The organism is Streptomyces sp. NBC_01255 (assembly GCF_036226445.1).
In the GTDB taxonomy this organism is placed as follows: Bacteria; Actinomycetota; Actinomycetes; order Streptomycetales; family Streptomycetaceae; genus Streptomyces.
The window spans coordinates 5,854,726-5,880,492 of sequence record NZ_CP108474.1; the positions used below are offsets into that span (position 1 = coordinate 5,854,726).

Below are 25,767 nucleotides of genomic sequence, written 5' to 3' on the forward strand. Positions count from 1 at the left end.
CGCCGTGAGCACAGCAAGGGGAGACCAGCCGCAACACCACGCCGGGGTCGACCCGTTGGTGTGCCTGCGCGAGCCCACCGACCCCGACTGCGACGTCTTCCTGACCGGCACCGTCTTCCTCGACATCATCTTCACCGGCCTCGACAGCGCGCCCGTCCGCGGCACCGAGTCCTGGGCCCGTGGCATGGGCTCCAGCCCCGGCGGCGTCGCCAACATGGCCACCGCCCTCGCCCGCCTCGGTCTGCGCACCTCCCTCGCCGCCGCCTTCGGCGACGACCACTACGGCGAGTACTGCTGGGACGCCCTGGAGCAGGGCGAGGGCATCGACCTGACGCTCTCCCGCACCGTCCCCGGCTGGCACTCCCCGGTGACCGTCTCCATGGCCTACGAGGGCGAGCGCACGATGGTCTCCCACGGCCACGAGGCCCCGCCCGATGTCGACGCCGCCGCCGGCGCCCTGCCCGCCTACCCGCCGCACGCCCGCGCCGCCGTCGCCTCCCTCGTCCCCGGCCGCAGCGAGGCGTGGGTCGCCCAGGCCGCACGCGGCGGCGCCAAGGTCTTCGCCGACGTCGGCTGGGACGACACCGGCCACTGGGACCTGGCGGGCCTCACCGACCTGGAGCACTGCGAGGCCTTCCTGCCCAACGCCGCCGAGGCCATGCGGTACACCCGCACCGACTGCCCCCGGGCCGCCGCCCGCGCCCTCGCCGACAAGGTCCGCTACGCGGTGGTCACCCTCGGTGCCGAGGGCGCCTACGCCGTCGACGGCGCCACCGGCGAGACCGCCGAGGTCCCCGCCATCCAGGTCTCCGCCCTCGACCCCACCGGCGCCGGGGACGTCTTCGTCGCCGGCTTCGTCACCGGCACCCTCGCCGACTGGCCCCTCGCCGACCGCCTCGCCTTCGCGGGCCTCACCGCCGCACTCTCCGTCCAGGAGTTCGGCGGCTCGCTCTCCGCCCCCACCTGGGGCGAGATCGCCGCCTGGTGGCAGCACGTCCAGGGCCACGCCAAGCAGGACCCCGAGGCGCTGCGCAGCCGTTACGCCTTCCTGGAGCGGCTCCTGCCGGCCCCCGCGCGCCCCTGGCCGCTGCGCCGGGCTGTCCCCACGATCGGCTTCCGTGCGGCCGCTTCGTAAATCCCTTCGGGCTGTGGCTACCAAGTCGTAGGCTTGGAAGCCGAGAGGTTGTCGAGCAGCGAGAACCCTGCAACGGGAGGTATGCGCAGGCCACAGTGCCGGCCCATGACTCAGACACCCACAGCCCACGACGGAGCGTCCCTCGACGGGACGTCCGACCAGGCCCGCGCCCACTTCACCGTCCCCGCCAAGCATCCGATGGTGAGCCTGCTGGGCTCCGGTGACGCGCTGCTCCGCGTCATCGAGAAGTCCTTCCCGCAGGCCGACATCCATGTCCGGGGCAACCAGGTCAGCGCGGTCGGGGACGCGGCGGAAGTCGCCCTGATACAGCGCCTGTTCGACGAGATGATGCTGGTGCTCCGCACCGGTCAGCCGATGACGGAGGACGCAGTGGAACGTTCGATCGCCATGCTCAGGGCGAGCGAGAACGGATCGGCGGACGGCGGCGGCGAGACCCCCGCCGAGGTGCTCACGCAGAACATCCTCTCCAGCCGCGGCCGCACCATCCGCCCCAAGACGCTCAACCAGAAGCGGTACGTCGACGCGATCGACAAGCACACGATCGTCTTCGGCATCGGCCCCGCCGGTACCGGCAAGACCTACCTCGCCATGGCCAAGGCGGTCCAGGCCCTGCAGTCCAAGCAGGTCACCCGGATCATCCTGACCCGGCCCGCCGTCGAGGCGGGCGAGCGGCTCGGCTTCCTGCCCGGCACGCTCTACGAGAAGATCGACCCGTACCTGCGCCCGCTCTACGACGCGCTGCACGACATGCTCGACCCCGACTCGATCCCCAAGCTCATGGCGAGCGGGACGATCGAGGTCGCGCCGCTGGCCTACATGCGAGGCAGGACGCTCAACGACGCGTTCATCATCCTCGACGAGGCGCAGAACACGAACCCCGAGCAGATGAAGATGTTCCTCACCCGCCTCGGCTTCGACTCGAAGATCGTCATCACCGGTGACGTCACCCAGGTCGACCTGCCGAACGGCACGAAGAGCGGTCTGCGCCAGGTCCGCGACATCCTGGACGGTGTCCAGGACGTCCACTTCTCGACGCTCACGTCGCAGGATGTCGTCCGGCACAAGCTCGTCGGCCGTATCGTCGACGCGTACGAGCAGTACGACCTCCGCAACGAGACCCGCGACGACAGCCGCGGCGAGCATCGGCGCGGCCGTAACGGGAAGTAGAACGCAGAACACATGTCGATCGACGTCAACAACGAGTCCGGTACCGAGGTCGACGAGCAGGCGATCCTCGACATCGCCCGCTACGCGCTCGCGCGCATGCGCATCCACCCGCTCTCCGAGCTCTCGGTGATCGTCGTGGACGCGGAGGCGATGGAGCAGCTCCACATCCAGTGGATGGACCTGCCCGGGCCGACGGACGTCATGTCCTTCCCGATGGACGAGCTGCGCCCGCCGGCGAAGGACGACCAGGAGCCCCCGCAGGGGCTCCTGGGCGACATCGTGCTCTGCCCCGAGGTCGCCACCCAGCAGGGCAAGGACGCGCCGACGGAGCACTCCATGGACGAGGAGCTCCAGCTCCTCACCGTCCACGGCGTGCTCCACCTCCTCGGATACGACCACGAGGAGCCCGAGGAGAAGGCCGAGATGTTCGGCCTCCAGGCGGCGATCGTCGACGGCTGGCGCGCGGAGAAGGGCCACACCGGCCCGTCCCCGGCGCCGACCGTCTCCTGACCCGATGGACGTCTCGCTGATCCTCGGCGCGGTCGCCCTGGTCGTCGTCGCCTGGCTCGCCGCCTGCGCCGAGGCCGGTCTCGCCCGCGTCACCAGCTTCCGCGCCGCCGAGGCCGTACGGTCCGGGCGGCGCGGGGCCGAGAAGCTCGCCCAGATCGCCTCCGACCCGACCCGCTATCTCAACGTGGCGCTGCTCGTCCGCGTCGCCTGCGAGATGGCGGCCGGCGTCCTCGTCACGTACGCCTGCCTCGAAGCCTTCCCGGAGACCTGGGAGGCGCTGCTCGTCGCCATCGTCGTCATGGTCCTCGTCTCGTACGTGGCCGTCGGCGTGTCGCCGCGCACCATCGGCCGCCAGCACCCGCTGAACACGGCGACCGCCGCCGCGTACGTCCTGCTGCCGCTCGCCCGGATCATGGGGCCGATCCCGCAGCTCCTGATCCTCATCGGCAACGCGCTCACCCCCGGCAAGGGCTTCCGCAAGGGCCCCTTCGCCTCCGAGGCCGAGCTGCGGGCCATGGTCGACCTCGCCGAGGCGGAGTCGCTGATCGAGGACGACGAGCGCCGCATGGTGCACTCCGTCTTCGAGCTGGGCGACACGCTCGTACGGGAGGTCATGGTGCCGCGCACCGACCTCGTCTGCATCGAGCGGTACAAGACGATCCGTCAGGCCCTCACGCTCGCGCTGCGCTCCGGCTTCTCCCGGATCCCGGTCACCGGCGAGAACGAGGACGACATCGTCGGGATCGTGTATCTGAAGGACCTCGTCCGCAAGACGCACATCAACCGCGACTCCGAGGCCGACGTCCTGTCGACCGCGATGCGGGCCGCCGCCTTCGTCCCCGACACCAAGAACGCCGGCGATCTGCTGCGCGAGATGCAGCAGGAGCGCAACCACGTCGCCGTCGTCATCGACGAGTACGGCGGCACGGCCGGCATCGTCACCATCGAGGACATCCTGGAAGAGATCGTCGGCGAGATCACCGACGAGTACGACCGCGAGCTGCCGCCCGTCCAGGAGCTGGGCGAGGGCCGCCACCGCGTCACCGCCCGCCTCGACATCGGCGACCTCGGCGAGCTGTACGGCTTCGGGCCCGACGAGTACGACGACGAGGACGTCGAGACCGTCGGCGGACTCCTCGCCAAGGCCCTCGGCCGCGTCCCGATCGCGGGCGCGAAGGCGGTCGTGGAGCTGCCGGACGGCCGCTCGCTGCGGCTCACGGCGGAGTCCCCGGCCGGCCGCCGGAACAAGATCGTCACCGTGCTCGTGGAACCGCTGGAACCGGAACCGACGGAACCCGAGGAGTAGCCCGCATGACCCCCGACGAGCTGCGCGCCTTCTGCCTGGACTTCAACGACGCGACGGAGGAGTTCCCCTTCGGCCCGGAGACCTCCGTCTTCAAGGTCGCCGGGAAGCTGTTCGCGCTGTCGGCACTCGACTCCGCGCCGCTGCGGGTCAACCTCAAGTGCGACCCGGACGAGGCGGTACGGCTCCGCGAGGAGCACCCGGCCGTCGCCCCCGGCTATCACATGAACAAGCGGCACTGGAACACGGTGACCGTCGGAGAGCTCCCGGACCGGATGGTCCGGGAGCTCGTCGAGGACTCGTACGACCTCGTCGTCGCCGGTCTTCCCAAGGCGGTACGGCTCCGCCTCGACCGGCCCTGAGCTACCTTCGGCGCAGGCCGAGGGCGACGAGCACCGCCGTACCGAGCACGATCGCCGCGTCCAGGGCGAGGACCGTGCGGACGCCCCCGTACAGGTCCCCGCTCGTCGTCGCGAGCACCCCGAGCAGCGGGATCCCGATCGTGAGCCCGACCTGCTGGGTGGTCGTCACCAGGCCGGTCGCCAGGCCCTGCTCCTCGTCCGGCACACCGGAGGTGACGGTCAGTCCGTACGAGATGATCGCGCCCAGGTGGCACATCGAGGCCAGCGAGACGGCGACCGTCGCCAGGACCACGCCGCCGTCCTCGCTCACCCCGAGGATCGCGGCCGTCAGCAGGCCCTGCCCGACGAGCGAGCCCACCAGGACGCTGCGGGCGCCGATCCGGCCGATGGCCTTCGGCGCGAGCATGCCGGCGACGATCGAGGCCACTCCCTGCACGCCGAAGACGAGACCGGTGGCGAAGGCCGACAGGTCCAGCGTCTCCTGGAGGTACAGGGTCAGGACGAAGACGACGGCCGACATCATCGAGAAGGTGATCAGGCCGCCCAGGTTGCCGAAGGCGACCGTGCCCCGCCGCAGCATCGGCAGCGAGACCAGCGGAGCCGCGTGCCGGGACTCGACCCGGACGAAGACCGCGAGGAGCAGCACCCCCGCCACCAGCGTGACCTGCACGTCCGTACGGCCGAAGCCGTGCTCCGCGGCCGTCGACAGCGAGTAGATCAGGGCGAGCAGACCACCGGTGACGGTGACCGCGCCCGGCACGTCGAGCCGGGGCCGCTCGGGGGTGCGGGACTCGGGGAGCAGACCCGGCGCGAGCGGCAGCACGATCACGGTGAAGAGGGCGAGCAGGCCCATCGTGGAGCGCCAGCCGAGGGTGTCGGTCATGACCCCGCCGAGCAGCATGCCGACGGTGAAGCCCAGCGAGAGCAGGGTGCCGGAGATGCCGAGCGCCTTGTCCCGCAGCGGACCCTCGGGGAACGTCGTCGTCAGGAGCGACATGCCGGTGGGCACGATCGCGGCGGCGCCGATGCCCTGGAGGGCGCGCCCGGTGAGGAAGGCGGCCGGGTTCCAGGCGAAGGTGGCGAGCAGCGAGGCAGCGCCGAAGAGCGCGAGCCCGGCGAGGAAGAGCTTCTTGCGTCCGTAGAGGTCGCCCATCCGGCCGAAGAGGAGCAGGAATCCGCCGGAGGGGAGGGCGAAGGCGGTGACGGCCCACTGGAGGGCGGACTGGTCGAGGCCGAGGTCGGCGCCGAGGACGGGCAGGGCCACGTTCAGGACGGAGAAGTCGAGCGCGACCATGAACTGGGCGGCGCACAGGACGAAGAGGATGAGCCGGTTGCGGCCGGTGAGGGAGGCCGGGGGAGCGGTGTTCGGAGCGGGGGGAGTGGTCGTCGTTGCCATGCCGACGACTCTCGTGCCACGGGAACAAGGGTGGGGAGCGGGTACTTATCCTGTTGGTCGTACCACCAGGCACCACAGGCATCCAGGGGGAGGAAGCACACGTGGCCACCGCTCTAGAGAGCACCAGCACGAAGCAGCACCGCCTCGGCGAACTGCGCGAGTTCCTGATGAGCCGCCGGGCCCGGGTGAGCCCGGCCGAGGCGGGGCTCCCGGACGGCGGGGCGCGCCGCCGCACGCCGGGGCTGCGCCGCGAGGAGGTCGCGGTCCTCGCGGGGGTCGGGGTGTCCTGGTACCAGTGGCTGGAGCAGGGCCGCGACATCACGGTCTCGCCGCAGGTACTGGACTCGGTGGCGCGCGTGCTGCGGCTGAGCCCGGCGGAGCGGCGTCATCTGTACGTCCTCGCGGCGCTCAACCCGCCGGCCCTGGAGGCCGCCCCGGAGGACCGGGACATGTGCCAGGGGCTGCGGCGGCTGATCGACACGTGGATGCCGTTCCCCGCGCACATCATGGACGTGTACTGGAACACGGTCATCTACAACGACGCGGCGGCGATCGTGCTCGGGATGCGGCCGGAGACCCCGCAGAACTGCCTCGTCACCTTCTTCACCGACCCGCTGTACCGCTCGCGCATGGGCCACTGGGAGGCGCTCGCGCCCCGGGTCGTCGCCCAGTTCCGTTCCGCCTGCTCGGAGTGCCCGGACGACGAGGGGTTCCGGGCGGTCGTCGAGGAGCTCAAGGAGCTGAGCCCGGAGTTCGCCGAGCTGTGGGAGCGGCGGGACATCCTGCCGGGCGGCCAGAACCGCAAGGAGATGGAGCACCCGCTGGTCGGCACCCTGGTCGTCGAGGCCACGCAGCTCAGGGTCCCGGCCCGGCCGGACCTGGTCATCGTCATGCACACCCCGCTGCCGGAGGCCGACACGGCCGCGAAGCTGGAGTGGCTGGTCTCCCCGGAGGGCCGCCGCGGGGCGATGTACCCGGTCGCGGGCTGAGGCCCGCACGAGTCCGGGGACGAGATCTGCACAAGCCCCGGGATGAGACCCGCCCGGCCGTGGGATGAGACGGGGTCCGGCTGTTCCCGGGCCCCGACCTATGCTCGGGCCATGACACTCAGCAGCGAGCACGGCGACCTCGGCGCCGAGGACCTCAAGATCATCACCTTGGCGCGCAGCGCCCGCGCGCGCAACGGCGTGCCCGAGGGGGCGGCCGTACGGGACGAGACCGGGCGGACGTACGTGGCGGGGACCGTGGAGCTGGAGTCGCTCAAGCTGAGCGCGCTGCAGACCGCGGTGGCGATGGCGGTGGCCAGCGGAGCCCAGTCGCTGGAGGCGGCGGCCGTGGTGTCGGCCGCCGATGCGGCTTCGGCGGCCGACCGCGCGGCCGTACGGGACCTCGGCGGCCCGGAGACGCCGGTGCTGCTCGCCGGTCCCGACGGGCAGCTGCGCGAGGCCGTCACCGCGGGCTGAGCGACGGGAACAGGACATCGAGCGACATCGAGGGCCCGGCGGCACGCCGGGCCCTTGTGTGTTTGTGAAGGATCACCGCATCTTCTCTTGCCTTCCCTGGCGGTCTGCGTCTCAATGAGCATCGGTTCGCCCGACGGACCGTCAGATATTCGCCATTCACGCAGTGTCCGCACCCCTGCGTTCGTCATCGGAAGGGGTTCGAACTCGCCATGAGAAGCAGAAGCACCTTAGGGACGGTCGCGGTACTCACCGGAGCGCTCGCCGCCGCCGGACTCGCCTTCGCCCCGACGGCCGGGGCCGTCGCACCGGGGTCGGCCACGGCGTCGTACGACTGTGGCAGCTGGGGCGGCGGCGTCGCCAACATCACCGCGACCCAGAGCGGCACGTCCGCGACCATGACGATCAGCACGGCCGTCACGACGCCGATCGCGGTCGGCGCCGACCAGATCAACGCCACGCTGACGCTGGCCAAGGCGGGCGGCGGCACCCGGGTCTTCACCGGGAAGAAGAACCCGGCGGTCGGCGCCGGGCAGCCCGTCACCATCGGCCCCCTCAGCGGGACCGTGGCCTCGGGCGACAGCCTCAACTCGTACTTCGCGGGTGTCGCACTCAAGATGGTGATCTTCGGAGTGACGGTGAACTGTGATGCCGTGACCTCGCAGACGCCGGGCCCGTTCGTCTTCAGCTGAGCCCTGCCCCACCCCTGACCGGTGTCGCCGACGGCGGCACCGGTCTCTGGCGTGACCTGGGGAAATGCCAGGAAAGGGCTGATCTTGACAGAATCTGATGGGTCATCAGTCGATGGTTTTCGATTCCATTGACTTCTCTCGGCCCGCAGCCGTCAATGGCGCCCTCTCATCCCTCAGGAGGGGGCCCACACATGGCACTCACCCGATCCCGGGCGGCGACCCGAAGACGGCGTTGGACCGCCGTCCTCGGCGCGACCGCCCTCGCGGTCGCCGCAGGCGGCGCCATCGCCGCTCCGGCCCACGCGACCGCCGGCTCCACCCCGGTGGAATTCCAGACGCGCTGCGTCCCGCCGCCGATCGCCGGCATCCCGCCCATCACGGGCACCACGACGGCCGACATCACGGTCGACAAAGCCGCGCCGAAGGTCGGCGACACGGTGACGGTGACCTACACGATCACCAAGCCCGCCGCGTCGAACCCCGTCGACCTCGCGCTCCCGGCCGACATCATGACCCCGAGCGGCAAGGTCGTCCTCGGCGGCGCCCAGACCGGCGCGGTCACCGTCACGGGACCCAAGAAGAACCCGCCCATCCCGGCCAAGGGCTCCTTCCCGGCCTTCTCCATGACCGGCACCTTCACGGTCACCGAGGCCGGATCGATCACCCTCTCGCCGGGCGACTACAACATCCACACCAGCTACATCATGGAGCTGGACACCCCCTGTACGGTGCTCAACCCGCCCGCCCCGGTCTCCGAGACGGTCGTCGCGAGCCCCGTGACCAGCCCCAACGCCCGCGCATTGTCGCTCGACAGCGCCACCGGCGACCCCGGGGTGCGGGTGACCGTCAACGGCTCCAAGTTCACCCCGCTCACCGAGGTCACCGTCGTCGGCCGGGCCGGCGGCGCGGAGACCGCGGACAAGATGACCGTCACGACCGACAGCGAGGGCGGGTTCGCCGCCCGCCTCAAGGTCAACGACCCGGCGACCACCGGGATCGTGGCGTACGAGGGCGCGGCCTGGGACCCGGAGAAGGGCGCCGGACCCGCCGCGTACAAGGTCGTCGTCCCGGCACCGCCGAACAGTCAGACGATCACCGCGGCCGTCACGGCGGGCGAGCTCTCCATGAGCCAGGCCGGGGACGCCGTCGAACTGACCTCGGTCGACTTCGGTCAGGGCGGCGCGGCCACCGGCGACCTGAAGACGGTGACGGTCAAGGACTTCCGCGGCGGCCCCGCGGGCTGGTCCCTCACCGGCAAGGTCACCGACTTCACCGGACCCGGCGGCGCCATCGGCGCCGGGAGCCTCAGCTGGACCCCTGCCTGCACCGCCAAGGCCGGCAGCCCCAGCACCTGCGCGGCCGGCTCGGCCGGTCCCGTCGGCAGCGGCGGCGCGACCCTCGCCTCCACGCCGAACGGCACCCTCACGGGCGGCGAGTTCACCGTCGACGCCAAGCTCTCCCTCGACGTCCCGGCGTTCACCGCGCCCGGCTCGTACGCGGGCGTGCTGACGCTGACCCTGTCCTGACCACCCGGCGGGCCGGCCGGGCGACCGCCCGGCCGGCCCGCTCCGCACCCGGGGGTTCTCCGCACTGTGCGCAGCAAGCCGTACGTCCTCCTCCTGAGCGCGGTCGCCGCGCTCCTCGTGCTCCTCGGCGCCGCGCCCCGGGCCACCGCCGCCGAGAACGGCGAGTGGGCCGTCTACCCGGCCGCCGCCAAGCCCGGCAGCCGCCCGTACTACTACCTCTCCGTCGACCCCGGCACCTCGCTCACCGAACGCGTCACCGTCACCAACAAGACGGCCGCCCCGCTCACCTTCCGGCTGTACGGCGCCGACGCCTACAACACCGACCGGGACGGCGGCTTCGCCATCCGGACGCAGGCGGAGAAGCAGACCGGGGCCGGTGCCTGGATCAAGCCCGAGCGGACCCGGGTCACCGTCCCGCCGCGCTCCGCCGTCACCGTCCCGTACACGCTGACCGTCCCCGCCGACGCCGACCCCGGCGACCACCCCGGCGCTCTCGTCGCCCTCGACGAGCGGATCAGCCCGAGCGGACAGGGCTCCGTCGCCGTCGGCGTCCAGCGCGCGGTCGGCGCCCGTGTCTACCTCCGGGTCAACGGGCCGACCGTCCCCGCCCTCGCCGTGGAGGACGTCACCCTCGAACAGGACCGGCCGCTCGTCCCCGGCGTCGGCGGGAGCAGCGCCCTCGTCACGTACACCCTCCACAACCGGGGGAACGTCACCCTCAATCCCAAGGTCGTCCTCAAGGCCGAGGGGCTCTTCGGTCGTACCCTCCTCGACCGCGACCTGGCAAAGGTGCCGTCCGAGCTGCTGCCCCGGCAGAAGATCCGGCTCACCGAGCGGTGGAGCGGATCCCCGCAGTTCGACTGGGGTGACGTGACCCTCACGGCCAGCGCGAAGGACGTGAAGGAGAGCGGCACGGTGTCCTTCATGGCCCTGCCCTGGCTCGCCGCCGGGACCCTCCTCGTCGCGGCCGTGACCGGATTCCTCGGCCTCCGGATGCGCCGCCGCCGGGCCCTGAACGAGGCCTGAGGCCGGCCCCGGGACGTACTGAGTACGTGAGGCGGGCGCTCATCGGGGACAATGGCCTCCATGAGCGCTCGCAACCAAGAAACCGAAGCCGTCCACCGGGCCGGCTTCGCCTGCTTCGTCGGCCGCCCCAACGCGGGCAAGTCCACCCTCACGAACGCTCTGGTCGGTCAGAAGGTGGCCATCACCTCGAACCGGCCGCAGACCACACGGCACACCGTCCGCGGCATCGTGCACCGCCCGGACGCGCAGCTGATCCTGGTCGACACCCCCGGCCTCCACAAGCCGCGCACCCTCCTCGGCGAGCGGCTCAACGACGTCGTGCGCACCACCTGGGCCGAGGTCGACGTGATCGGCTTCTGCCTGCCCGCCGACCAGAAGCTCGGCCCCGGCGACAAGTTCATCGTCAAGGAACTCGCCGCGATCAAGAAGACCCCGAAGGTCGCGATCATCACCAAGACCGACCTGGTCGACTCCAAGACGCTCGCCGAGCAGCTCATCGCGATCGACCAGCTCGGCAAGGAGCTGGGCTTCGAGTGGCAGCAGATCGTCCCGGTCTCGGCCGTCGGCGACAAGCAGGTCCAGCTCGTCGCCGACCTGCTCGTCCCGATGCTTCCGGAGTCCCCGCCGCTCTACCCGGAGGGCGACCTCACGGACGAGCCGGAGCAGGTCATGGTCGCGGAGCTGATCCGCGAGGCCGCGCTCGAAGGCGTACGCGACGAGCTGCCGCACTCGATCGCGGTGGTCGTCGAGGAGATGATCCCGCGCGAGAACCGCCCGGCGGACCGGCCGCTGCTCGACATCCACGCGAACGTGTACATCGAGCGCCCCAGCCAGAAGGGCATCATCATCGGCCCGAAGGGCAGCCGCCTCAAGGAGGTCGGCATGAAGTCCCGCAAGCACATCGAGGCGCTCCTCGGCACCCCGGTCTTCCTCGACCTCCACGTGAAGGTCGCGAAGGACTGGCAGCGGGATCCCAAGCAGCTGCGGAAGCTGGGTTTCTAGCCCGTCGACATCCCCAGGGCCGCGTGCCAGCATGGCGCCGTGACAGAGATCGTCAAGGGGGGAAACCTGCCGGTCCCCGGGCAGGCATGGCGGATCGCGGTCGTCCGGCGGGACGCCGGTGACGGAGTACCGGAGGTCGACGCCTCGGCACTGCTGCTCGACGCCTCGGGCAGGGTCAGGGGCGACGGCGACCTGGTCTTCTACAACCAGCCGGTGCACGCGTCCGGCGCGGTGCGCCTGGCCGGGCAGGCGCGGGACGAGGAGCGGCGGGTCGCCGACTGGCTGGAGATCGACACCGAGCGCGTCGAGCCCGCCGTCCAGCGCATCGTGATCACCGCGTCCAGCGAGCACGGGACGTTCGGTCAGGTGCCGGGCCTCCACATCCGGACGGTCAGCGCCACCACCGGCGAGCAGCTCGCGCTGTACGAGGTCGACGACGCGAGCACCGAGACGGCCTTCCTCCTCGGCGAGTTCTACCGGCGCGACGGGGCGTGGAAGTTCCGCGCGGTCGGCCAGGGGTACGCCTCCGGGCTCGTCGGCCTCGCCGAGGACTTCGGCATCGTGGGCAGGGACCCGGAGCCCGCCCCGGATGACGAGCCCGTGCACGACGACGAGCCCGTCCCGGCCGACGAGCCCGTCTCCGGCGACGCCGCCCCGGAGGCCATCCCCGAGGAGCTCCTCGCCAAGGTCCGGCAGGCCGAGGCGGAGGCCGAGGCCGCCCCCGTACGGACACCGCCGCAGGTCCCCGTACAGCGCCCCCCGCAGGCCGGCCCGGGGTCGGACGCCGAGCTCTTCGGAGAGGACTTCCCGGAGTTCGTCCGCAGCGGCGAGGGCAAGGCCGACATCACCGTCGACGTGCCGATCCCGGCCGGTTACGTCGTCGTCGAGTCGACCCGGAAGGGCGACGGCTATTTCGCCGTGCACAGCATCGACGAGAAGGGCGACAGCGACGCCCTGCTCGCGAACACGCTGATGGAGGACCAGGGGGCCCGTCGGGTCCTGCGGTACGACGGCAAGGCCCCGCTGCGCCTGCGCGTGAGTTGCCACGAGCCGTGGACGGTCGCCGTCCGTCCGGTGAGCACCTTGGAGGTCCTCGACGGCGCCGCCGAGGGACGGGGCTCCGACGCGCTGCTGTACACGGGCCCCGCCGGCCTGCTCACCTCCCGGCTCCACACGAGGTTGAGCTTCGAGTGGTTCAACATTCACGGCTACGAGCCGGACGGCCGCGATCACCTGCTCGCCAACGAGGCGAGCAGGCTCCCCCGGGAGACGCGTCCCCTGCCCGCGGGGCCCCTGCTCGTGCAGCTCGTCAGCGCCGACGGGGACTGGACCCTGAAGGTCCGGCCCCCGAAGGAGAACAGATTCTGGCGCCGCACCTCCCGCTAGGACCTACGCGCCCTCCTTGAGGACCCTCGAGACGAGGGTTCTCTGCGCGTCCGTGAGGCTCGGGTCGCAGCAGCGGACAGTGCGCCCGTCGACCGTGATCTCGTACGAGAAGCCGTCCGGGACGCCCCGGACGTCACCGTCGCCCTCCGCGAGGACGGTATTGGCCAGGGACTCCCACTCGGGGTCCGAGACCTCCACCTCCGCCGACCGCTCGATGCCCGCGAAACCGCCCGTGCGCCGCACTCGAATCCGCATGGGACCTGTGTACCAGCGGGTCAGTCGGTGGGCACCCCCACCGCCGCCCAGGCCTTCAGGACGGCCTGGATCTCCTCCCCGTCGCCGTACCGCGCCTTCGCCGCCGCGACCGTGGCCGCGGCGAACTCGGAGAAACGGGTCTCCGGGGTGAGCGTCCCGCCGGTCATCACGTCGTACCAGATCTGCCCGGGCCGCTCCCAGGCGTTCCCGCCGAGCTCGGTCGCCGCCAGGTAGAAGGCGTGGTTGGGGATGCCCGAGTTGATGTGCACCCCGCCGTTGTCCCGGCTCGTGCGGACGTAGTCGTCCATGTGGCCGGGCTGCGGGTCCTTGCCGAGGACGTCGTCGTCGTACGCGGTGCCCGGGGCCTTCATCGAGCGCAGGGCCGTGCCTTCCACGTTCGGGTGGAAGAGCCCCTCGCCGATGAGCCAGTCGGCCTGCTCGGCGCTCTGCCCGAGGGCGTACTGCTTCACGAGGGAGCCGAAGACGTCCGAGACGGACTCGTTGAGGGCGCCGGACTGGCTGAAGTACTCCAGGTTCGCCGTGTGCTGGGTGAAGCCGTGGGCCAGCTCGTGCCCGATGACGTCCACGGGCAGCGTGAAGTCGAGGAAGATCTCGTCGTCGCCGTCGCCGAACACCATCTGCTCGCCGTTCCAGAAGGCGTTGCCGTAGTTCTCGTCGTAGTGGACGGAGGCGAGCAGCGGCAGCCCGGCGCCGTCGATCGAGTCCCGCCCGAACGCGTTCAGGAAGAGGTCGAAGGTGGCGCCGAGGCCCGCGTACGCGCGGTTGACGGTGGCGTCGCCCGTCGCCTCCTCACCCTCGGCGCGGACCCGGACGCCCGGCAGCTCGGTCCCGCGCTCGCAGTCGTACACGGTGCGGTGCGGGCGGCCGACGTCGGCGGGGGCGAGCGTGGGCGCGCTGCCGGGCAGCGGCAGCACCCGGCTCGTACGGGCCGAGGCGTCCGCGATGAGGGTGCGGCGGGCGGCGGCGGCGACGGCCGGGTTCGAGGAGCGCGCCAGGTGCTCCAGGAGGTGCGGGGGGACGATCGAGCAGAAGACCGGGGCGGAGTGATGCGTGTGGGGAGTCATCCTCGCAATGTGGCACCGCGTGACCCCACTGTCACGAGATGCGACGAGGATTGGCGAAATGGAGTGATGCGTCACTGATCGGCCTTGACGCGCGGGCCGTCCCGCATACTGAAACAGGACGTCCGTCTCCGACGTCCCTGAGCTAGGCTGCGGCACATCATGCGTTTCGGGCTGCTTCTCCTTAGCTGCCGCGGCGAGGGCCTGTAGTCGTAGGCCGACCCCCTCCCCGCGGGACCTGGTGTTGCGTTCGACAGTCGGCCGTCCTTCTTGAGCTGGACCCGAGGAGCCCAACGCAATGTCTCAGTCCCCCTTCGTCAGCCGCCCCACGCCCGTCACCAACGCGACGCAGCTGCAGAAGCCGTCCGGGATGCCGATCCACAAGTACGGCCAGTACGAGGCCGTGCAGATCCCCGACCGCACCTGGCCCGAGCAGCGCATCACCAAGGCGCCCCGCTGGCTGTCGACCGACCTGCGCGACGGCAACCAGGCCCTGATCGACCCGATGTCCCCGGCCCGCAAGCGCGAGATGTTCGACCTGCTGGTGCGCATGGGCTACAAGGAGATCGAGGTCGGCTTCCCGTCCTCCGGCGAGACCGACTTCGCGTTCGTGCGCTCCATCATCGAAGAGGGCGCGATCCCGGACGACGTCACCATCTCCGTACTGACCCAGGCCCGCGAGGACCTGATCGAGCGGACCGTGGAGTCCCTGGTCGGCGCGAAGCGCGCCACCGTCCACCTGTACAACGCCACCGCGCCCACCTTCCGCCGGGTCGTCTTCCGCGGCTCGAAGGAGCAGATCAAGCAGATCGCCGTGGACGGCACCCGCCTGGTGATGGAGTACGCGGAGAAGCTGCTCGACGAGCGCACCACCTTCGGCTACCAGTACAGCCCCGAGATCTTCACCGACACCGAGCTGGACTTCGCCCTGGAGGTCTGCGAGGCGGTCTGTGACGTCTGGCAGCCGGGCCCGGGCCGCGAGATCATCCTGAACCTGCCCGCCACCGTGGAGCGTTCGACGCCGTCCACGCACGCGGACCGGTTCGAGTGGATGTCCCGGAACCTGACCCGCCGCGAGCACATCTGCGTGTCCGTCCACCCGCACAACGACCGCGGTACGGCCGTGGCCGCCGCCGAGCTGGCCATCATGGCGGGTGCGGACCGCATCGAGGGCTGCCTGTTCGGGCAGGGCGAGCGCACCGGCAACGTCGACCTGGTCACCCTGGGCATGAACCTGTTCAGCCAGGGCGTCGACCCGCAGATCGACTTCTCGCAGATCGACGAGATCCGGCGCACCAGCGAGTACTGCAACCAGATGGAGGTCCACCCGCGCCACCCCTACGCGGGCGACCTGGTCTACACCGCCTTCTCCGGCTCCCACCAGGACGCCATCAAGAAGGGGTTCGACGCGATGGAGGCCGACGCGGCCGCCAAGGGCGTCACCGTCGACGACATCGAGTGGGCCGTCCCGTACCTGCCGATCGACCCGAAGGACGTCGGCCGCTCCTACGAGGCCGTCATCCGGGTCAACTCGCAGTCCGGCAAGGGCGGCATCGCGTACGTCCTGAAGAACGACCACAAGCTGGACCTGCCCCGCCGGATGCAGATCGAGTTCTCGAAGATCATCCAGCAGAAGACCGACACCGAGGGCGGCGAGGTCACGCCGGCCGCGATCTGGGCCGTCTTCCAGGACGAGTACCTGCCCAACCCGGACAATACTGCGGCTCGTTGGGGTCGTATCCAGCTGCGCTCCGGCCAGACCACCTCCGACACCGACGGCACGGACACGCTGACCGTCGAGGCGGTCGTGGACGGCACCGAGACCGTGCTGTCCGGCTCCGGCAACGGCCCGATCTCGGCCTTCTTCGCCGCGCTGCAGTCGATCGGCGTGGACGCCCGTCTGCTGGACTACCAGGAGCACACGATGAGCGAGGGCGCGTCCGCGCAGGCCGCCTCGTACATCGAGTGCGCCATCGACGGTCAGGTCCTGTGGGGCATCGGCATCGACGCCAACACGACCCGCGCCTCGCTGAAGGCGGTCATCTCGGCGGTCAACCGCTCGGCGCGCTGACCCTCCGATGCGCTGACGCGCTTCACTACTGCTGCCCCGCACCCTTCCTCCCGGAGGGTGCGGGGCAGCTTTGTCTTCGAGCTCCCGTGTGACCTGCGTCACGGTTTCAGGTTCGCTTAAGGAAGATCATGCCGCCATGCCAGATTCGGCGTCATATCAGGTGAGTTGACGGCACATCGGGGAATGGCGGAAGGTCGGCTCGTCCCCTCGGACACTCCCCCCACGCGCCCCCTTCGCACCTCCCTGACCTGGAGTTTCGTATGCGCACGACCGCTGCTGTGGCCGCTGTCCTCGCGGTGACCGGCACCGCCCTCGCCTGGGCCCCCGCCGTCTCCGCCGCCCCTGCCACGTCGTGCGCGACGCATCCGCTCGGCACGGCCGGCCTCTACGCCGAGTTCGTCGAGAAGGACTCCGTCCGCCACTCCGACTCCGAGGGCGCGGTCGCGGTCGGCGGCGACGCCACCTTCGGCGACCCGAAGCAGCCCTCCGGGTTCTCGATCGGCCACAAGCTCACCGGCGCCGACCTCGCGAAACTGCCCGGCGGCCACAGCCTCGTCGTCGGCGGCACGCTGTACGCGAACCAGGTCGTCCTGGACAACGGCACCGGCATCGCCGGCAAGGTCGTCGACCGCTCCACCCCCGGTCAGGGCTTCGGCGTCGACGGCGACAAGGTCAAGGAGGGCGCCTCCCCGACCTCCCCCGTCGACTTCGCGAAGGAGTTCGCGGACCTGCGCGCCCTCTCCACCGGCTGGGCGGGCACCGCGCCCAACGGCACGGTGGCCGGCGACAAGGACGCCCAGGGCCTGTTCCTCACCGGTACGAGCACCGAGCTCAACGTCTTCGCGGTGGACGCCGCCGACCTGGAGAAGGCCCGGGCGATCACGCTCAAGGTCCCGGCCGGCTCCTCCACCCTCGTGAACGTCCTCGGCGCCTCGTACGACATGAGCAAGTCCGCCACCTACGGCGTCTACTACCAGGGCGCGGACGGCACGGCCCCGGTCATCGACGACTACAACCTGGCGAGCGACGAGTTCCGCCAGATCCGCTCCAAGCTGCTGTGGAACTTCCCGCAGGCCGAGAGCGTGAAGAAGAACTACACCTCCTGGCCGGGCACGATCCTCGCGCCGAACGCCGCCGTCGAGATGGGCGGGCAGAACATCGGCCCCGGCCACGTCAACGGCTCCGTCATCGCCGAGTCCCTGAAGACCGTCCCCGGCGCCGAGACCCACCAGATGAACTTCACGGGCTGCCTCCCGAAGGAGACCACCCCCGGCGAGGTCGTCACCCCGGAGCCGCCGACGCCGACCGAGACGGCCGTCCCCACCCCGCCCGCGACCCCCGAGCCGACCCCGAGCGAGGGCGGCGGGACGCCCACGACCCCCGCGACCCCGGAGACCCCGGGCGCCTCCGAGACGCCTGGGACCTCCGCGTCCCCGTCGACGCCCGCCGGCACCCCCGAGACGTCGGAGACCCCGGGCGGCCCCGGAACCCCCGACGAGGCCACCACCGCCCCGGCCACGCCCTCGACGGCGCCGTCCGCCACCCCGGAGGGTGATCTCGCGACGACCGGTTCGGCCATCGGACCCGGCACGATCGGTGCCGCGGCGGCCGCCGTCCTCGTCGGCGGAGGCTTCCTGGCCTTCGCAAAGCGCCGCCGCCGCGCCTCCTGAGGCTTCGCGGACGGTGTCGTGTCTCGGCCATCTCCACGGCGATCTGCTGACGGGGTGCTGACGCCACATCAAGGATGTGGCTAACATCACGCCAACGCCGGCAGTGCAGCCGGGCCGTTGAGGAGGTGCGTGTGCGCTCTGCCCGGAATTCACGTGGTGGGAAAGTGGGCGTCTGCGGAATCCGCACCTCCTGGAACACGGTCGGCGACGGCGAGTTCTTCTGCGAGGAGTGCGGCGGCGACCGGAACTACCGGCGGCGCACCGGCCGCCGCAGGTTCGCCGTCCTGGGCGTCCCCGTCCTGCCCCGGGGCTGTACGGGCCCCGTCGTCGAGTGCGCCGCCTGTCACACGCACTTCGGTACGGAGGTCCTCGACCGTCCGACGACGAGCCGCTTCTCGGCGATGCTGCGGGACGGCGTGCACACCGTCGCCCTGGCCGTGCTCGCGGCCGGCGGCACCGACTCCCGCGCGGTCCTCGACCGGGCCGTGAGCGCGGTCCGGTCCGCCGGCTTCGCCGAGTGCACGGCCGTCCAGCTCGTCGACCTCGTCGAGGCCCTGGAGGCCGACACCGGGCGCTTCATGCCCGAGGTGAACCCCGAGGGCAGCCTCCTCGCGATCGAACTCCACGAGGCCCTGGAGCCGCTCACCCCGCACCTGGCGCCCGCCGGGCGGGAGTCGATCCTGCTCCAGGCCGCCCGGATCGCCCTCGCCGACGGGGTCTACAGCCCGACCGAGATGGAGGTCCTCGGGACCGTCGGGAACGCGCTCGCGCTGGCCCCCGACGACACCGTCCGCCTCCTCGCCTCGGCACGGACGGTGTCGTAGGGCTCCCTTCACGGCTGGATGTTCTGGTTCAGCCGGAACACGTTCTCCGGGTCGTACCGGCGCTTGACCGTACGCAGCCGGTCGAAGTTCTGCCGGTAGTTGACCCGCACCCGGTCCTGGTCGTCGGTGTCCATGAAGTTCACGTACCCGCCCTCCTCGGTGTGCGGGCGCAGCGCCTTGTCGTAGGCGCGGGTCCAGGCGATGTTCGCCTCCGCGTCCGCCGCGCCGGTCGCCCAGGTCGCGCCGATGGAGTGCGAGAAGACGGCGTCCCGGTAGGCGAACGCGGTCTCCTCCGGACCCACCTCGTGGCAGGCCCCGTCGATCGGGAAGATCGCGGTGTCCGACTCCATCGACGGCATCGTCTCGCCGTACGTCATGTGGGCGTCGATCGCGCCGTCCGTGAGCCCGCGGCTGAAGTTGCCCTTCCAGTAGTGGAAGAGCCCCGGCGGCAGCTGCTCGTCGAAGACGGTGTTGATCACCGGGTACGGCATCCGCTCCATGAACCGGCCGACGACCGGGCCGAGCCCGTCCAGACGGGCGAGGACCTTGTCGTCGTCCGCCGCCGGGCCGCTGAAGCAGGTGAACGCGGCGCAGATCGGGCGGCCGTGCCAGCGCTCCGGCAGGAACGGTTCCTCGGGGCCGAGCGCGATCACGAGGATCGAGTTGAGCTCGACCGGCGCGTCCTCGTTCATCCGCTGCCAGGCGCGGGCCACGTCCGGGCCGAGCGGGTAGCAGGTCAGGCCGCCGAAGACGTCCGACACCGGGTGCAGCCGGTACGCGAGCGAGACGGCGATCCCGAAGTTCCCGCCGCCGCCGCGCAACGCCCAGAACAGGTCCGGATGCCGCTCGGCGTCGCAGGAGACGAGCGTGCCCTCGGCGGTCACGACGTCCGCCGCGATCAGGTTGTCGCAGCTCAGCCCGCAGCGGCGGGCCAGGTGGCCCATGCCGCCGCCGAGCGTCAGACCGCCGATGCCGGTCGTGGAGATCACCCCGCCGGTGGTGGCGAGCCCGAAGGCGTGGGTGGCGTGGTTGAAGTCGCCCCAGGTGGCGCCGCCCTCCGCCCGGGCCGTACGGGCCTCCGGGGCGACCCGCACGCCCCGCATCCGGGACAGGTCGACGACGAGGCCGTCGTCCACGGTGCCGAACCCGGCGACCGAGTGGGAACCGCCGCGCACGGCGAGCGGGAGGGAGTGCTCCCGGGCGTACAGCACCGCCGCCATGACATCGCCGGCGTCCACGGCGTGGACGACGACTTCCGGCCGGCGGTCGTGCAGGGCGTTGTAGACCCGGCGGTCGACGTCGTACGTCGGGTCGCCGCGGGTCACGACGGTGCCGCGCACGGCACCGCGGAGCGTGTCCAGGGGGTTGGTCGTGGTGGTCATGGTTCCGGTGTAGCCCGGGGGAACCGGGCGGGGCATCGCCCGAACCGCCCATCCGCCCACCCGACGGGGGATGGGCCGTTCGTACCAGGGCGTCATCTCGTCCGGGGCGTCATCTCGTACCAGGGCGTCATCCTCAGGGCGCGTCAGAGCAGGTCGTGGGCGTACGCGTAGGCCGTCGCCGCCGAGCGGGAGCTCACGTCCAGCTTGGCGAAGATGTTGTTCAGGTGCCGGGAGACCGTGTGCTCGCTGATCACGAGGGCGTGGGCGATGTCCTTGTTCGTCCCGCCCCCGGCGACCAGCCGCAGGACCTCCGCCTCGCGGGCCGTGAGCCCGCCCGGCAGCCGGTGCCGCTTCCCGCCGGTGAGCAGCGCCGCCGCGCGCCGGGCGTCCGGTACGGCTCCGAGCCGCTCGAACACCGCCCGCGCCGCCCCCAGCTCAAGCCGGGCAGCCTCCTCGTCGCCCACCGTCCGGTCGGCCGCCGCGAGCAGCATCCGCACCTGCGCGGCCTCGTACGGGACGCGGAGCTCCAGCCAGCCGGCGAGCGCCGCCCGCAGCAGCCGCAGCGCGGGGCCCGTGCGGGCCTCGGCCAGGGCGACCGCGCCCTGGGCCGTGTCGGCCGTCGCCCGCAGCAGCGGTACGTCCCCGGCCAATGCGCCCAGCTCCGCCGCGGCCCGGGCAGCGCCCGGCACGTCCCGGACGGCCAGGGCCACCTCCGTACGGGCGGCGAGCAGCCGGGCCCTGCCCAGGAGGTCGTGGTGCGGGTCGCTCTGGCAGGCCAGGGCGAGGTCGACGCCCGCGACGGCCGCGTCCGCCCTGCCCTGCGCGAGGCGCAGCAGCGCGAGCCCGGGCTGCGGGATCCGGCCCAGCTCGTGGGCGTGCGCGTACGACGCGGCGGCCTCGTCGAGGCGGCCCTGCCGCCGCTGGACGTCCCCGGCGGCGTAGAACGCGGCGGCGGCCGACTCCAGACAGTCCACCGGCACCTCACGGCAGGCCTGCCGGGCCTCCTCCTCGGCGAGCGCCCAGGTGCCGAGGAGGTCGAGGACCTCGACGCGGTGGGCCCGGCAGACGCCCCGGAAGGGGTTCTCGCCGGAGGCCGGAGCCAGGGCCGGGACGGGGGTCATGGCCGGGGCGGCCGCGGTCGTCGTCTCCGTACCCGCTTCCGGCCCCGGCTCCGCCGGGCGGCCGGTCCACGGGGGCGCGCACCACTCCATCGCCGCGTGCGTCCACTCCACGGCCCGCCCGAAGTCCGCCGCCTCCATGCACTGGGTGAGGGCCAGGCAGTACAGCCAGCCCGTGAACATGCTGCTCAGCTCGCCCGCGGTGACCGAGCACATCGCGTCGTCGAGGAGGGCGAGGGCCTCGGTCCTGCGGCCGTTCGCGAGGAGGACCGCGGACTCGGCCTGGCGGCTGAGGGCGACGAGGTCGGGGCTCGCGGAGCGGAGGGCGAGGCGGGTCATGCGGCGGGCCGCGGCGAGGGCGGCGGCCCGGTCGCCGTGCTGCTCGGCCTCCTCGGCGTCCGTCCAGGCGAGGAAGCACTGCTCGGGGCAGGGCGGCAGGTCCTCCAGGTGGTGCCGGGCCCGGTGGAGCCAGCCGGACGCCGCGGCGGGCCGCCCGAGGCTCTGGTACTCGTAGTGCAGCCACCAGGCGGCGAGCCCGGCGCCCCGGTGGTCCCCGGCCGCGAGGAAGGCGGCGTGGGCGCGGAGGCGGGCGGTGACGGACTCGTCGATGTGCCCCGACCACCAGGCGGCGTCGGCGAGCACGGACAGGTCGTCGGCGGTAAGACCGCGGGAGGGGTGCAGGTCGTGGGCGTGGAGCAGCGCGTACGCCTCGGCCCAGGATTCCCGCCCGGCCGCGTCCCGGGCGCGCTCGACGGCGTCGGCCGTGTCGGCGGTGTCGGACGTCTGCGGCGTGTGGAGCGTGGGTGCGGACATGGCTTCGCCTCTTCCCGGTCCTCTCAGAGTAGGACCGGGAAGAGGCGGAGGCGCGGGTGACTACTGGATGGCGCCGCTCGCGCGCAGCATGTCCTCGCGCTCGACGATCTTCACGCGCTCGCGGCCCTGCGGCTCGCCGAGCGCCTTCTCGGCGGCGTCCAGGGCGTACCAGCCCTCCCACGTCGTGTACGTGATGCCCTTGCCCTCCAGGAAGGACACGACCGCGTCCGTCTCCGGGGTCTCGGGCGTCAGCAGACGGCCGTTCGCGAAGTCGTCCAGGAGGTTCGCCACGGTCTCGTTGGCGTCGCCCTTGGTGTGGCCGATGAGGCCGACGGGGCCACGGCGGATCCAGCCGGTGCAGTACGTGGAGGCCATGTGCTCGCCGGTCTCCTCGATGACCCGGCCGCCCTCGTCCGGCACGGTGCCGCTGGCGACGTCCCAGGGGAGCTTGGGCAGCTCGTCCGAGAGGTAGCCGACGGCGCGGTAGACGGCCGAGACGTCCCAGTCGGTGGTGGCGCCGGTGCCCTTGACGTTGCCGGTGCCGTCGAGCTCGGTGCGCTCGGTGCGGAGACCGACGACCTTGCCGTCCTCGCCGAGGATCTCGACGGGCGACTCGAAGAAGTGCAGGAAGAGCTTGTGCGGGCGGTCGCCGACGTCGCGGATCGCCCAGTTCTCCAGGGTCTTGGCGACCATGTCGGTCTGCTTGTTCTTGCGCCGGTCGGCGATCGAGCCGTCGTCGTAGTCGATGTCCTCGGGGTTGACGATGACCTCGATGGTGGGGGAGTGGTCCAGCTCGCGCAGCTCCATGGGGCTGAACTTGGCCTGGGCCGGGCCGCGACGGCCGAAGACGTGGATCTCGACGGCCTTGTTCACCTTGAGGCCGTCGTAGACGTTCGCCGGGATCTCGGTCGGCAGCAGCTCGTCGCCGGTCTTGGCGAGGATGCGGGCGATGTCGAGGGCCACGTTGCCGACGCCGAGGACGGCGACCTTCTCGGCCTCCAGGGGCCAGGTGCGCGGGACGTCCGGGTGGCCGTCGTACCAGGAGGCGAAGTCGGCGGCGCCGTACGAACCGTCGAGCTCGACGCCGGGGATGCGGAGCTCGCGGTCGGCCATGGCGCCGGTCGAGAAGACCACGGCGTCGTAGAACGAGCGCAGGTCGTCGAGGTGGACGTCCGTGCCGTAGTCGACGTTGCCGAAGAGGCGGACCTGCGGCTTGTCGAGGACCTGGTGAAGGGCGTTGACGATGCCCTTGATCCGCGGGTGGTCGGGGGCGACGCCGTAGCGGATGAGGCCGAAGGGGGCCGGCATCCGCTCGAAGAGATCGATGGACACGCCCGGTTCGGCGGCGGCCTCGGACTTCAGCAGCGCATCGGCGGCGTAGATTCCGGCGGGGCCGGCGCCGACGATCGCGACCCGGAGGGGGCGGGGCATGACGGGTTTCCCTTCGCAAGCGGGTGGCGGCGAAGCCGCCGACACTTAGGTCACCCTAAATAACAACACACGCGAAGTGGTACCCGGGCCCGGTCTATGGACTCATAAGGCGAACTTATGACTTCCATAAGTGAAGATGTCGGGGGTCACAAACCCTCGACGCCGAGGAAGCCGGCGGCGACGAGTGCGATCACTCCGACGGTGAAGAGTAGACCGATGCCGATGCAGCACGCCGCCAGGATGCCGTCGAACTGCAACCAGGGCCGCTTCCTGAGGGTGGTCACCCGTCCGGGGTCCTGTGGATCGTAGGCGACGTCGATGGTCCACGCGGCGGCGGTCGACCTGACATGGCGCCTCAGTCCGGTGGGATCCATGTAGCCGAACCAGCCCGGCTCGCCCGGGATCCGCTCGGCGGCGACCGTGACGCCGTGCTTGCGGATGTGCCACTCCCGGTAGGGGGTGTACGCCACCACCGAGCCGCCCGCCAGGAACCCCAGTCCCATGAATCCGAAGGGGATGATCAGGATGATGAGGCCCGCGTGCCCCGTGACGACCACGAGCACGCACAGGGCGACGATCGCGAGGGTGGCGTAGAGCGACCCTCGCTTGAGCGTGCGCAGGGCGTTCGTGGCGTGCGGGTCGCCGCCCAGACGGTCGCCCTCGATGTGCGTGGAGCCGTCGGCCACCTTGCCCTCGGGGGGCAGGGTCGCGTTCACGGCGTCGGCGAACGCGACGGCGGCGGCCTCGTCCACGTCCTCGAAGCGCTGGACGCACGGCGTGGTCCCGGCCGGGGCGGTCAACTCGACGGCGACGGCCCGCCCCTCGGCGCGGACGCGCTCGATGGCCTTCAGCGGGATGTGCATCTCCTCGCGGGCGCGGCGCAGGATCAGGGTCTGGCCCTCGGCCCGCAGGAAGGTGCCCCCGGGTCCCTGGAGGGCGGGTATCGGTGAAGTGATCGACATGGCGTGATCGTAGAGCCGGGGTGATGGTCGGCGAGGGGGCTTTACGGAGTGGCCTGGGCGCTCGCCAGGGCGGTCAGGTCCGCGTGGCGGACGACGGAGCCCGCCGCGCCCCAGGAGCCCTCGGGCTGCTCGTGCACGAGCACCCAGACCCGCCCGGCGTCACGCCGGGACAGCCCGGCGGCGTTCAGGACGACCTCCGTCACGTCCGCGACGAGCCCGGCCTTGTCGCGGGTCGGCGCCGGCCCCTGCGGCACGGTCACCTCCACGAGGAAACGGGGCTCGTCGTCCTCGGCGGTGCCCTGGGCCCCCTCGGGCAGCTCGATCAGGTAACTCCACGACAGGCCGCGGAAGAAGGCCGTGTCGGGGAACTCCTCCCAGCGGAGCACGGCGGCGGCGAGCTCGCGCCGGACGCTCGCCCGGCCCTCCTCGGTCAGGGAGCCGGTCGGGGCGGTCAGCCGGATCAGGGGCACGGCGGTCCCTCTCGGGTTATGACGACTGTTATAAACCGGTGCCACGCTAGGCTATGACGGTCGATATAGCCAGGGGTGCCGGGACCGAGGGGGACTGCGTCGTGACCGAGTCCAGCCCGCAGGCGCGCGAGCGGATCGTGGCCGGCGCGGCCGACATGATCCGGCGGCGCGGCCTGAACGCGACGAGCATCCGCGAGACGGCCAAGCACGCGAAGGCGCCGCTCGGCTCGACGTACCACTACTTCCCCGGCGGCAAGCAGCAGCTCTCCACCGAGGCCGTCCGGTACGCCGGTGACGTCATCGCCCGCAGCCTGCGCAAGGAGCTGGAGGCGGGCCCGGTCGCCGGACTGCGCGCCCTGCTCGACCTCTGGCGCAAGACGGTCGGGGGCACGGACTTCCACGCGGGCTGCACGGTCCTCGCCGTCGCCATCGAGGAACCCCCGGTCGCCGAGGTCCCGCCCGTCCTCGCGGCCGCCGCCGAGGTCTTCGACCAGTGGGAGGAGCTGCTCGCCGCCTCGCTGCGGGCGCACGGCGCGGAGCCCGAGCGGGCGGCCGAGGTCGCCACGCTCGTCGTCGCGTCCGTGGAGGGCACGGTGGCGATGTGCCGCGCCAAGCGCTCCACGGAGCCGCTGGACCGGGTGGCGCGGCAGCTGGAGGCCGTGGTCGCCGGGGCGATCAGCCCTTGAGTGCCGTGACGACGAGC

At 71.8% G+C, this 25,767-nt stretch carries 24 protein-coding genes; 16 read left to right on the plus strand and 8 right to left on the minus strand.

What is annotated here, in order from left to right:
* Nucleotides 1–4: 4 nt before the first annotated feature.
* From OG357_RS26485 to OG357_RS26505, 5 genes are all read left to right on the plus strand, one after another.
* On the plus strand, nt 5–1,135 hold the full coding sequence (locus OG357_RS26485; RefSeq protein ID WP_329623527.1) for a carbohydrate kinase family protein: 1,131 nt from the start codon (nt 5–7) through the stop codon (nt 1,133–1,135).
* Between the two features lie 105 nt (nt 1,136–1,240).
* Entirely contained in the window at nt 1,241–2,323 is a 1,083-nt protein-coding gene (locus tag OG357_RS26490; protein WP_329623528.1) for a PhoH family protein, read from the plus strand.
* A gap of 12 nt (nt 2,324–2,335) precedes the next feature.
* On the plus strand, nt 2,336–2,833 hold the full coding sequence (gene ybeY / locus OG357_RS26495; RefSeq protein ID WP_141297996.1) for an rRNA maturation RNase YbeY: 498 nt from the start codon (nt 2,336–2,338) through the stop codon (nt 2,831–2,833).
* 4 nt (nt 2,834–2,837) lie between these two features.
* Nucleotides 2,838–4,139, plus strand: coding sequence for a hemolysin family protein (locus tag OG357_RS26500; RefSeq protein ID WP_329623529.1), 1,302 nt, complete (start codon nt 2,838–2,840; stop codon nt 4,137–4,139).
* A gap of 5 nt (nt 4,140–4,144) precedes the next feature.
* The gene (locus tag OG357_RS26505; protein ID WP_329623530.1) at nt 4,145–4,498 is read left to right on the plus strand and encodes an MmcQ/YjbR family DNA-binding protein; all 354 of its coding nucleotides are present in this window, start codon (nt 4,145–4,147) and stop codon (nt 4,496–4,498) included.
* A gap of 1 nt (nt 4,499) precedes the next feature.
* Here the strand turns inward: OG357_RS26505 and OG357_RS26510 are convergent, their stop codons facing one another.
* Nucleotides 4,500–5,894, minus strand: a complete 1,395-nt coding sequence (locus tag OG357_RS26510) for an MFS transporter (protein ID WP_329623531.1) — start codon at nt 5,892–5,894, stop codon at nt 4,500–4,502.
* Nucleotides 5,895–6,061: 167 nt separating this feature from the next.
* Here OG357_RS26510 and OG357_RS26515 point away from each other — a divergent pair, with 167 nt between their 5' ends.
* The 7 genes from OG357_RS26515 (at nt 6,062) to OG357_RS26545 (ending at nt 12,986) form a co-directional block, all read left to right on the plus strand.
* Complete coding sequence (locus OG357_RS26515; protein WP_443066822.1) at nt 6,062–6,883, plus strand: helix-turn-helix transcriptional regulator; 822 nt, start codon at nt 6,062–6,064, stop codon at nt 6,881–6,883.
* Between the two features lie 111 nt (nt 6,884–6,994).
* Complete coding sequence (locus OG357_RS26520) at nt 6,995–7,357, plus strand: cytidine deaminase (protein WP_329623533.1); 363 nt, start codon at nt 6,995–6,997, stop codon at nt 7,355–7,357.
* A gap of 209 nt (nt 7,358–7,566) precedes the next feature.
* Nucleotides 7,567–8,046 (plus strand): hypothetical protein, encoded by a 480-nt coding sequence (locus OG357_RS26525; RefSeq protein WP_329623534.1) that lies wholly within the window; start codon nt 7,567–7,569, stop codon nt 8,044–8,046.
* 191 nt (nt 8,047–8,237) lie between these two features.
* On the plus strand, nt 8,238–9,572 hold the full coding sequence (locus tag OG357_RS26530; RefSeq protein WP_329623535.1) for a beta-xylosidase: 1,335 nt from the start codon (nt 8,238–8,240) through the stop codon (nt 9,570–9,572).
* A gap of 66 nt (nt 9,573–9,638) precedes the next feature.
* A complete protein-coding gene (locus OG357_RS26535) occupies nt 9,639–10,598 on the plus strand; it encodes a WxL protein peptidoglycan domain-containing protein (protein WP_329623536.1) in 960 nt (319 codons plus the stop codon).
* A 51-nt stretch (nt 10,599–10,649) separates the two neighbouring features.
* Nucleotides 10,650–11,600: a GTPase Era gene (era, locus tag OG357_RS26540; RefSeq protein ID WP_399222362.1), complete on the plus strand. Its 951-nt coding sequence runs from the start codon at nt 10,650–10,652 to the stop codon at nt 11,598–11,600.
* Between the two features lie 39 nt (nt 11,601–11,639).
* Nucleotides 11,640–12,986, plus strand: coding sequence for a TerD family protein (locus tag OG357_RS26545; protein ID WP_329623537.1), 1,347 nt, complete (start codon nt 11,640–11,642; stop codon nt 12,984–12,986).
* Nucleotides 12,987–12,989: 3 nt separating this feature from the next.
* Here the strand turns inward: OG357_RS26545 and OG357_RS26550 are convergent, their stop codons facing one another.
* The gene (locus tag OG357_RS26550) at nt 12,990–13,241 is read right to left on the minus strand and encodes a protealysin inhibitor emfourin (RefSeq protein ID WP_329623538.1); all 252 of its coding nucleotides are present in this window, start codon (nt 13,239–13,241) and stop codon (nt 12,990–12,992) included.
* Between the two features lie 20 nt (nt 13,242–13,261).
* Nucleotides 13,262–14,326, minus strand: a complete 1,065-nt coding sequence (locus OG357_RS26555) for a M4 family metallopeptidase (protein ID WP_329623539.1) — start codon at nt 14,324–14,326, stop codon at nt 13,262–13,264.
* A 295-nt stretch (nt 14,327–14,621) separates the two neighbouring features.
* On the opposite strand from OG357_RS26555, the gene leuA reads away from it, so the two are divergent.
* The 3 genes from leuA to OG357_RS26570 all read left to right on the plus strand — a co-directional run bounded on the left by leuA (nt 14,622) and on the right by OG357_RS26570 (nt 18,888).
* Nucleotides 14,622–16,394, plus strand: coding sequence for a 2-isopropylmalate synthase (gene leuA, locus OG357_RS26560; protein ID WP_329623540.1), 1,773 nt, complete (start codon nt 14,622–14,624; stop codon nt 16,392–16,394).
* Nucleotides 16,395–16,654: 260 nt separating this feature from the next.
* Entirely contained in the window at nt 16,655–18,064 is a 1,410-nt protein-coding gene (locus OG357_RS26565) for a choice-of-anchor A family protein (protein ID WP_329623541.1), read from the plus strand.
* Between the two features lie 131 nt (nt 18,065–18,195).
* A complete protein-coding gene (locus OG357_RS26570) occupies nt 18,196–18,888 on the plus strand; it encodes a TerB family tellurite resistance protein (protein WP_055643543.1) in 693 nt (230 codons plus the stop codon).
* 8 nt (nt 18,889–18,896) lie between these two features.
* Here the strand turns inward: OG357_RS26570 and OG357_RS26575 are convergent, their stop codons facing one another.
* The 5 genes from OG357_RS26575 to OG357_RS26595 all read right to left on the minus strand — a co-directional run bounded on the left by OG357_RS26575 (nt 18,897) and on the right by OG357_RS26595 (nt 25,064).
* On the minus strand, nt 18,897–20,270 hold the full coding sequence (locus tag OG357_RS26575) for an FAD-binding oxidoreductase (RefSeq protein WP_329623542.1): 1,374 nt from the start codon (nt 20,268–20,270) through the stop codon (nt 18,897–18,899).
* 143 nt (nt 20,271–20,413) lie between these two features.
* Complete coding sequence (locus OG357_RS26580) at nt 20,414–22,201, minus strand: LuxR C-terminal-related transcriptional regulator (RefSeq protein ID WP_329623543.1); 1,788 nt, start codon at nt 22,199–22,201, stop codon at nt 20,414–20,416.
* A gap of 60 nt (nt 22,202–22,261) precedes the next feature.
* Nucleotides 22,262–23,632, minus strand: a complete 1,371-nt coding sequence (locus tag OG357_RS26585; protein ID WP_329623544.1) for an FAD-dependent oxidoreductase — start codon at nt 23,630–23,632, stop codon at nt 22,262–22,264.
* Nucleotides 23,633–23,778: 146 nt separating this feature from the next.
* Nucleotides 23,779–24,594, minus strand: a complete 816-nt coding sequence (locus OG357_RS26590; RefSeq protein ID WP_329623545.1) for a hypothetical protein — start codon at nt 24,592–24,594, stop codon at nt 23,779–23,781.
* 41 nt (nt 24,595–24,635) lie between these two features.
* Nucleotides 24,636–25,064 (minus strand): tautomerase family protein, encoded by a 429-nt coding sequence (locus OG357_RS26595; protein WP_329623546.1) that lies wholly within the window; start codon nt 25,062–25,064, stop codon nt 24,636–24,638.
* A gap of 53 nt (nt 25,065–25,117) precedes the next feature.
* On the opposite strand from OG357_RS26595, the gene OG357_RS26600 reads away from it, so the two are divergent.
* Nucleotides 25,118–25,750 (plus strand): TetR/AcrR family transcriptional regulator, encoded by a 633-nt coding sequence (locus OG357_RS26600; RefSeq protein ID WP_443066737.1) that lies wholly within the window; start codon nt 25,118–25,120, stop codon nt 25,748–25,750.
* The last annotated feature ends 17 nt before the right edge of the window (nt 25,751–25,767 follow it).

What these genes read in the sequence shown, in the direction of transcription:
- OG357_RS26490 (WP_329623528.1), top strand. Translation starts at nt 1,241, where the DNA reads ATGACTCAGACACCCACAGCCCACGACGGAGCGTCCCTCGACGGGACG.
- ybeY (WP_141297996.1), top strand. Translation starts at nt 2,336, where the DNA reads ATGTCGATCGACGTCAACAACGAGTCCGGTACCGAGGTCGACGAGCAG.
- OG357_RS26500 (WP_329623529.1), top strand. Translation starts at nt 2,838, where the DNA reads ATGGACGTCTCGCTGATCCTCGGCGCGGTCGCCCTGGTCGTCGTCGCC.
- OG357_RS26505 (WP_329623530.1), top strand. Translation starts at nt 4,145, where the DNA reads ATGACCCCCGACGAGCTGCGCGCCTTCTGCCTGGACTTCAACGACGCG.
- OG357_RS26510 (WP_329623531.1), bottom strand. Translation starts at nt 5,894, where the DNA reads ATGGCAACGACGACCACTCCCCCCGCTCCGAACACCGCTCCCCCGGCC.
- OG357_RS26515 (WP_443066822.1), top strand. Translation starts at nt 6,062, where the DNA reads ATGAGCCGCCGGGCCCGGGTGAGCCCGGCCGAGGCGGGGCTCCCGGAC.
- OG357_RS26520 (WP_329623533.1), top strand. Translation starts at nt 6,995, where the DNA reads ATGACACTCAGCAGCGAGCACGGCGACCTCGGCGCCGAGGACCTCAAG.
- OG357_RS26525 (WP_329623534.1), top strand. Translation starts at nt 7,567, where the DNA reads ATGAGAAGCAGAAGCACCTTAGGGACGGTCGCGGTACTCACCGGAGCG.
- OG357_RS26530 (WP_329623535.1), top strand. Translation starts at nt 8,238, where the DNA reads ATGGCACTCACCCGATCCCGGGCGGCGACCCGAAGACGGCGTTGGACC.
- era (WP_399222362.1), top strand. Translation starts at nt 10,650, where the DNA reads ATGGCCTCCATGAGCGCTCGCAACCAAGAAACCGAAGCCGTCCACCGG.
- OG357_RS26550 (WP_329623538.1), bottom strand. Translation starts at nt 13,241, where the DNA reads ATGCGGATTCGAGTGCGGCGCACGGGCGGTTTCGCGGGCATCGAGCGG.
- OG357_RS26555 (WP_329623539.1), bottom strand. Translation starts at nt 14,326, where the DNA reads ATGACTCCCCACACGCATCACTCCGCCCCGGTCTTCTGCTCGATCGTC.
- leuA (WP_329623540.1), top strand. Translation starts at nt 14,622, where the DNA reads ATGTCTCAGTCCCCCTTCGTCAGCCGCCCCACGCCCGTCACCAACGCG.
- OG357_RS26565 (WP_329623541.1), top strand. Translation starts at nt 16,655, where the DNA reads ATGCGCACGACCGCTGCTGTGGCCGCTGTCCTCGCGGTGACCGGCACC.
- OG357_RS26575 (WP_329623542.1), bottom strand. Translation starts at nt 20,270, where the DNA reads ATGACCACCACGACCAACCCCCTGGACACGCTCCGCGGTGCCGTGCGC.
- OG357_RS26580 (WP_329623543.1), bottom strand. Translation starts at nt 22,201, where the DNA reads ATGTCCGCACCCACGCTCCACACGCCGCAGACGTCCGACACCGCCGAC.
- OG357_RS26585 (WP_329623544.1), bottom strand. Translation starts at nt 23,632, where the DNA reads ATGCCCCGCCCCCTCCGGGTCGCGATCGTCGGCGCCGGCCCCGCCGGA.
- OG357_RS26590 (WP_329623545.1), bottom strand. Translation starts at nt 24,594, where the DNA reads ATGTCGATCACTTCACCGATACCCGCCCTCCAGGGACCCGGGGGCACC.
- OG357_RS26600 (WP_443066737.1), top strand. Translation starts at nt 25,118, where the DNA reads ATGACGGTCGATATAGCCAGGGGTGCCGGGACCGAGGGGGACTGCGTC.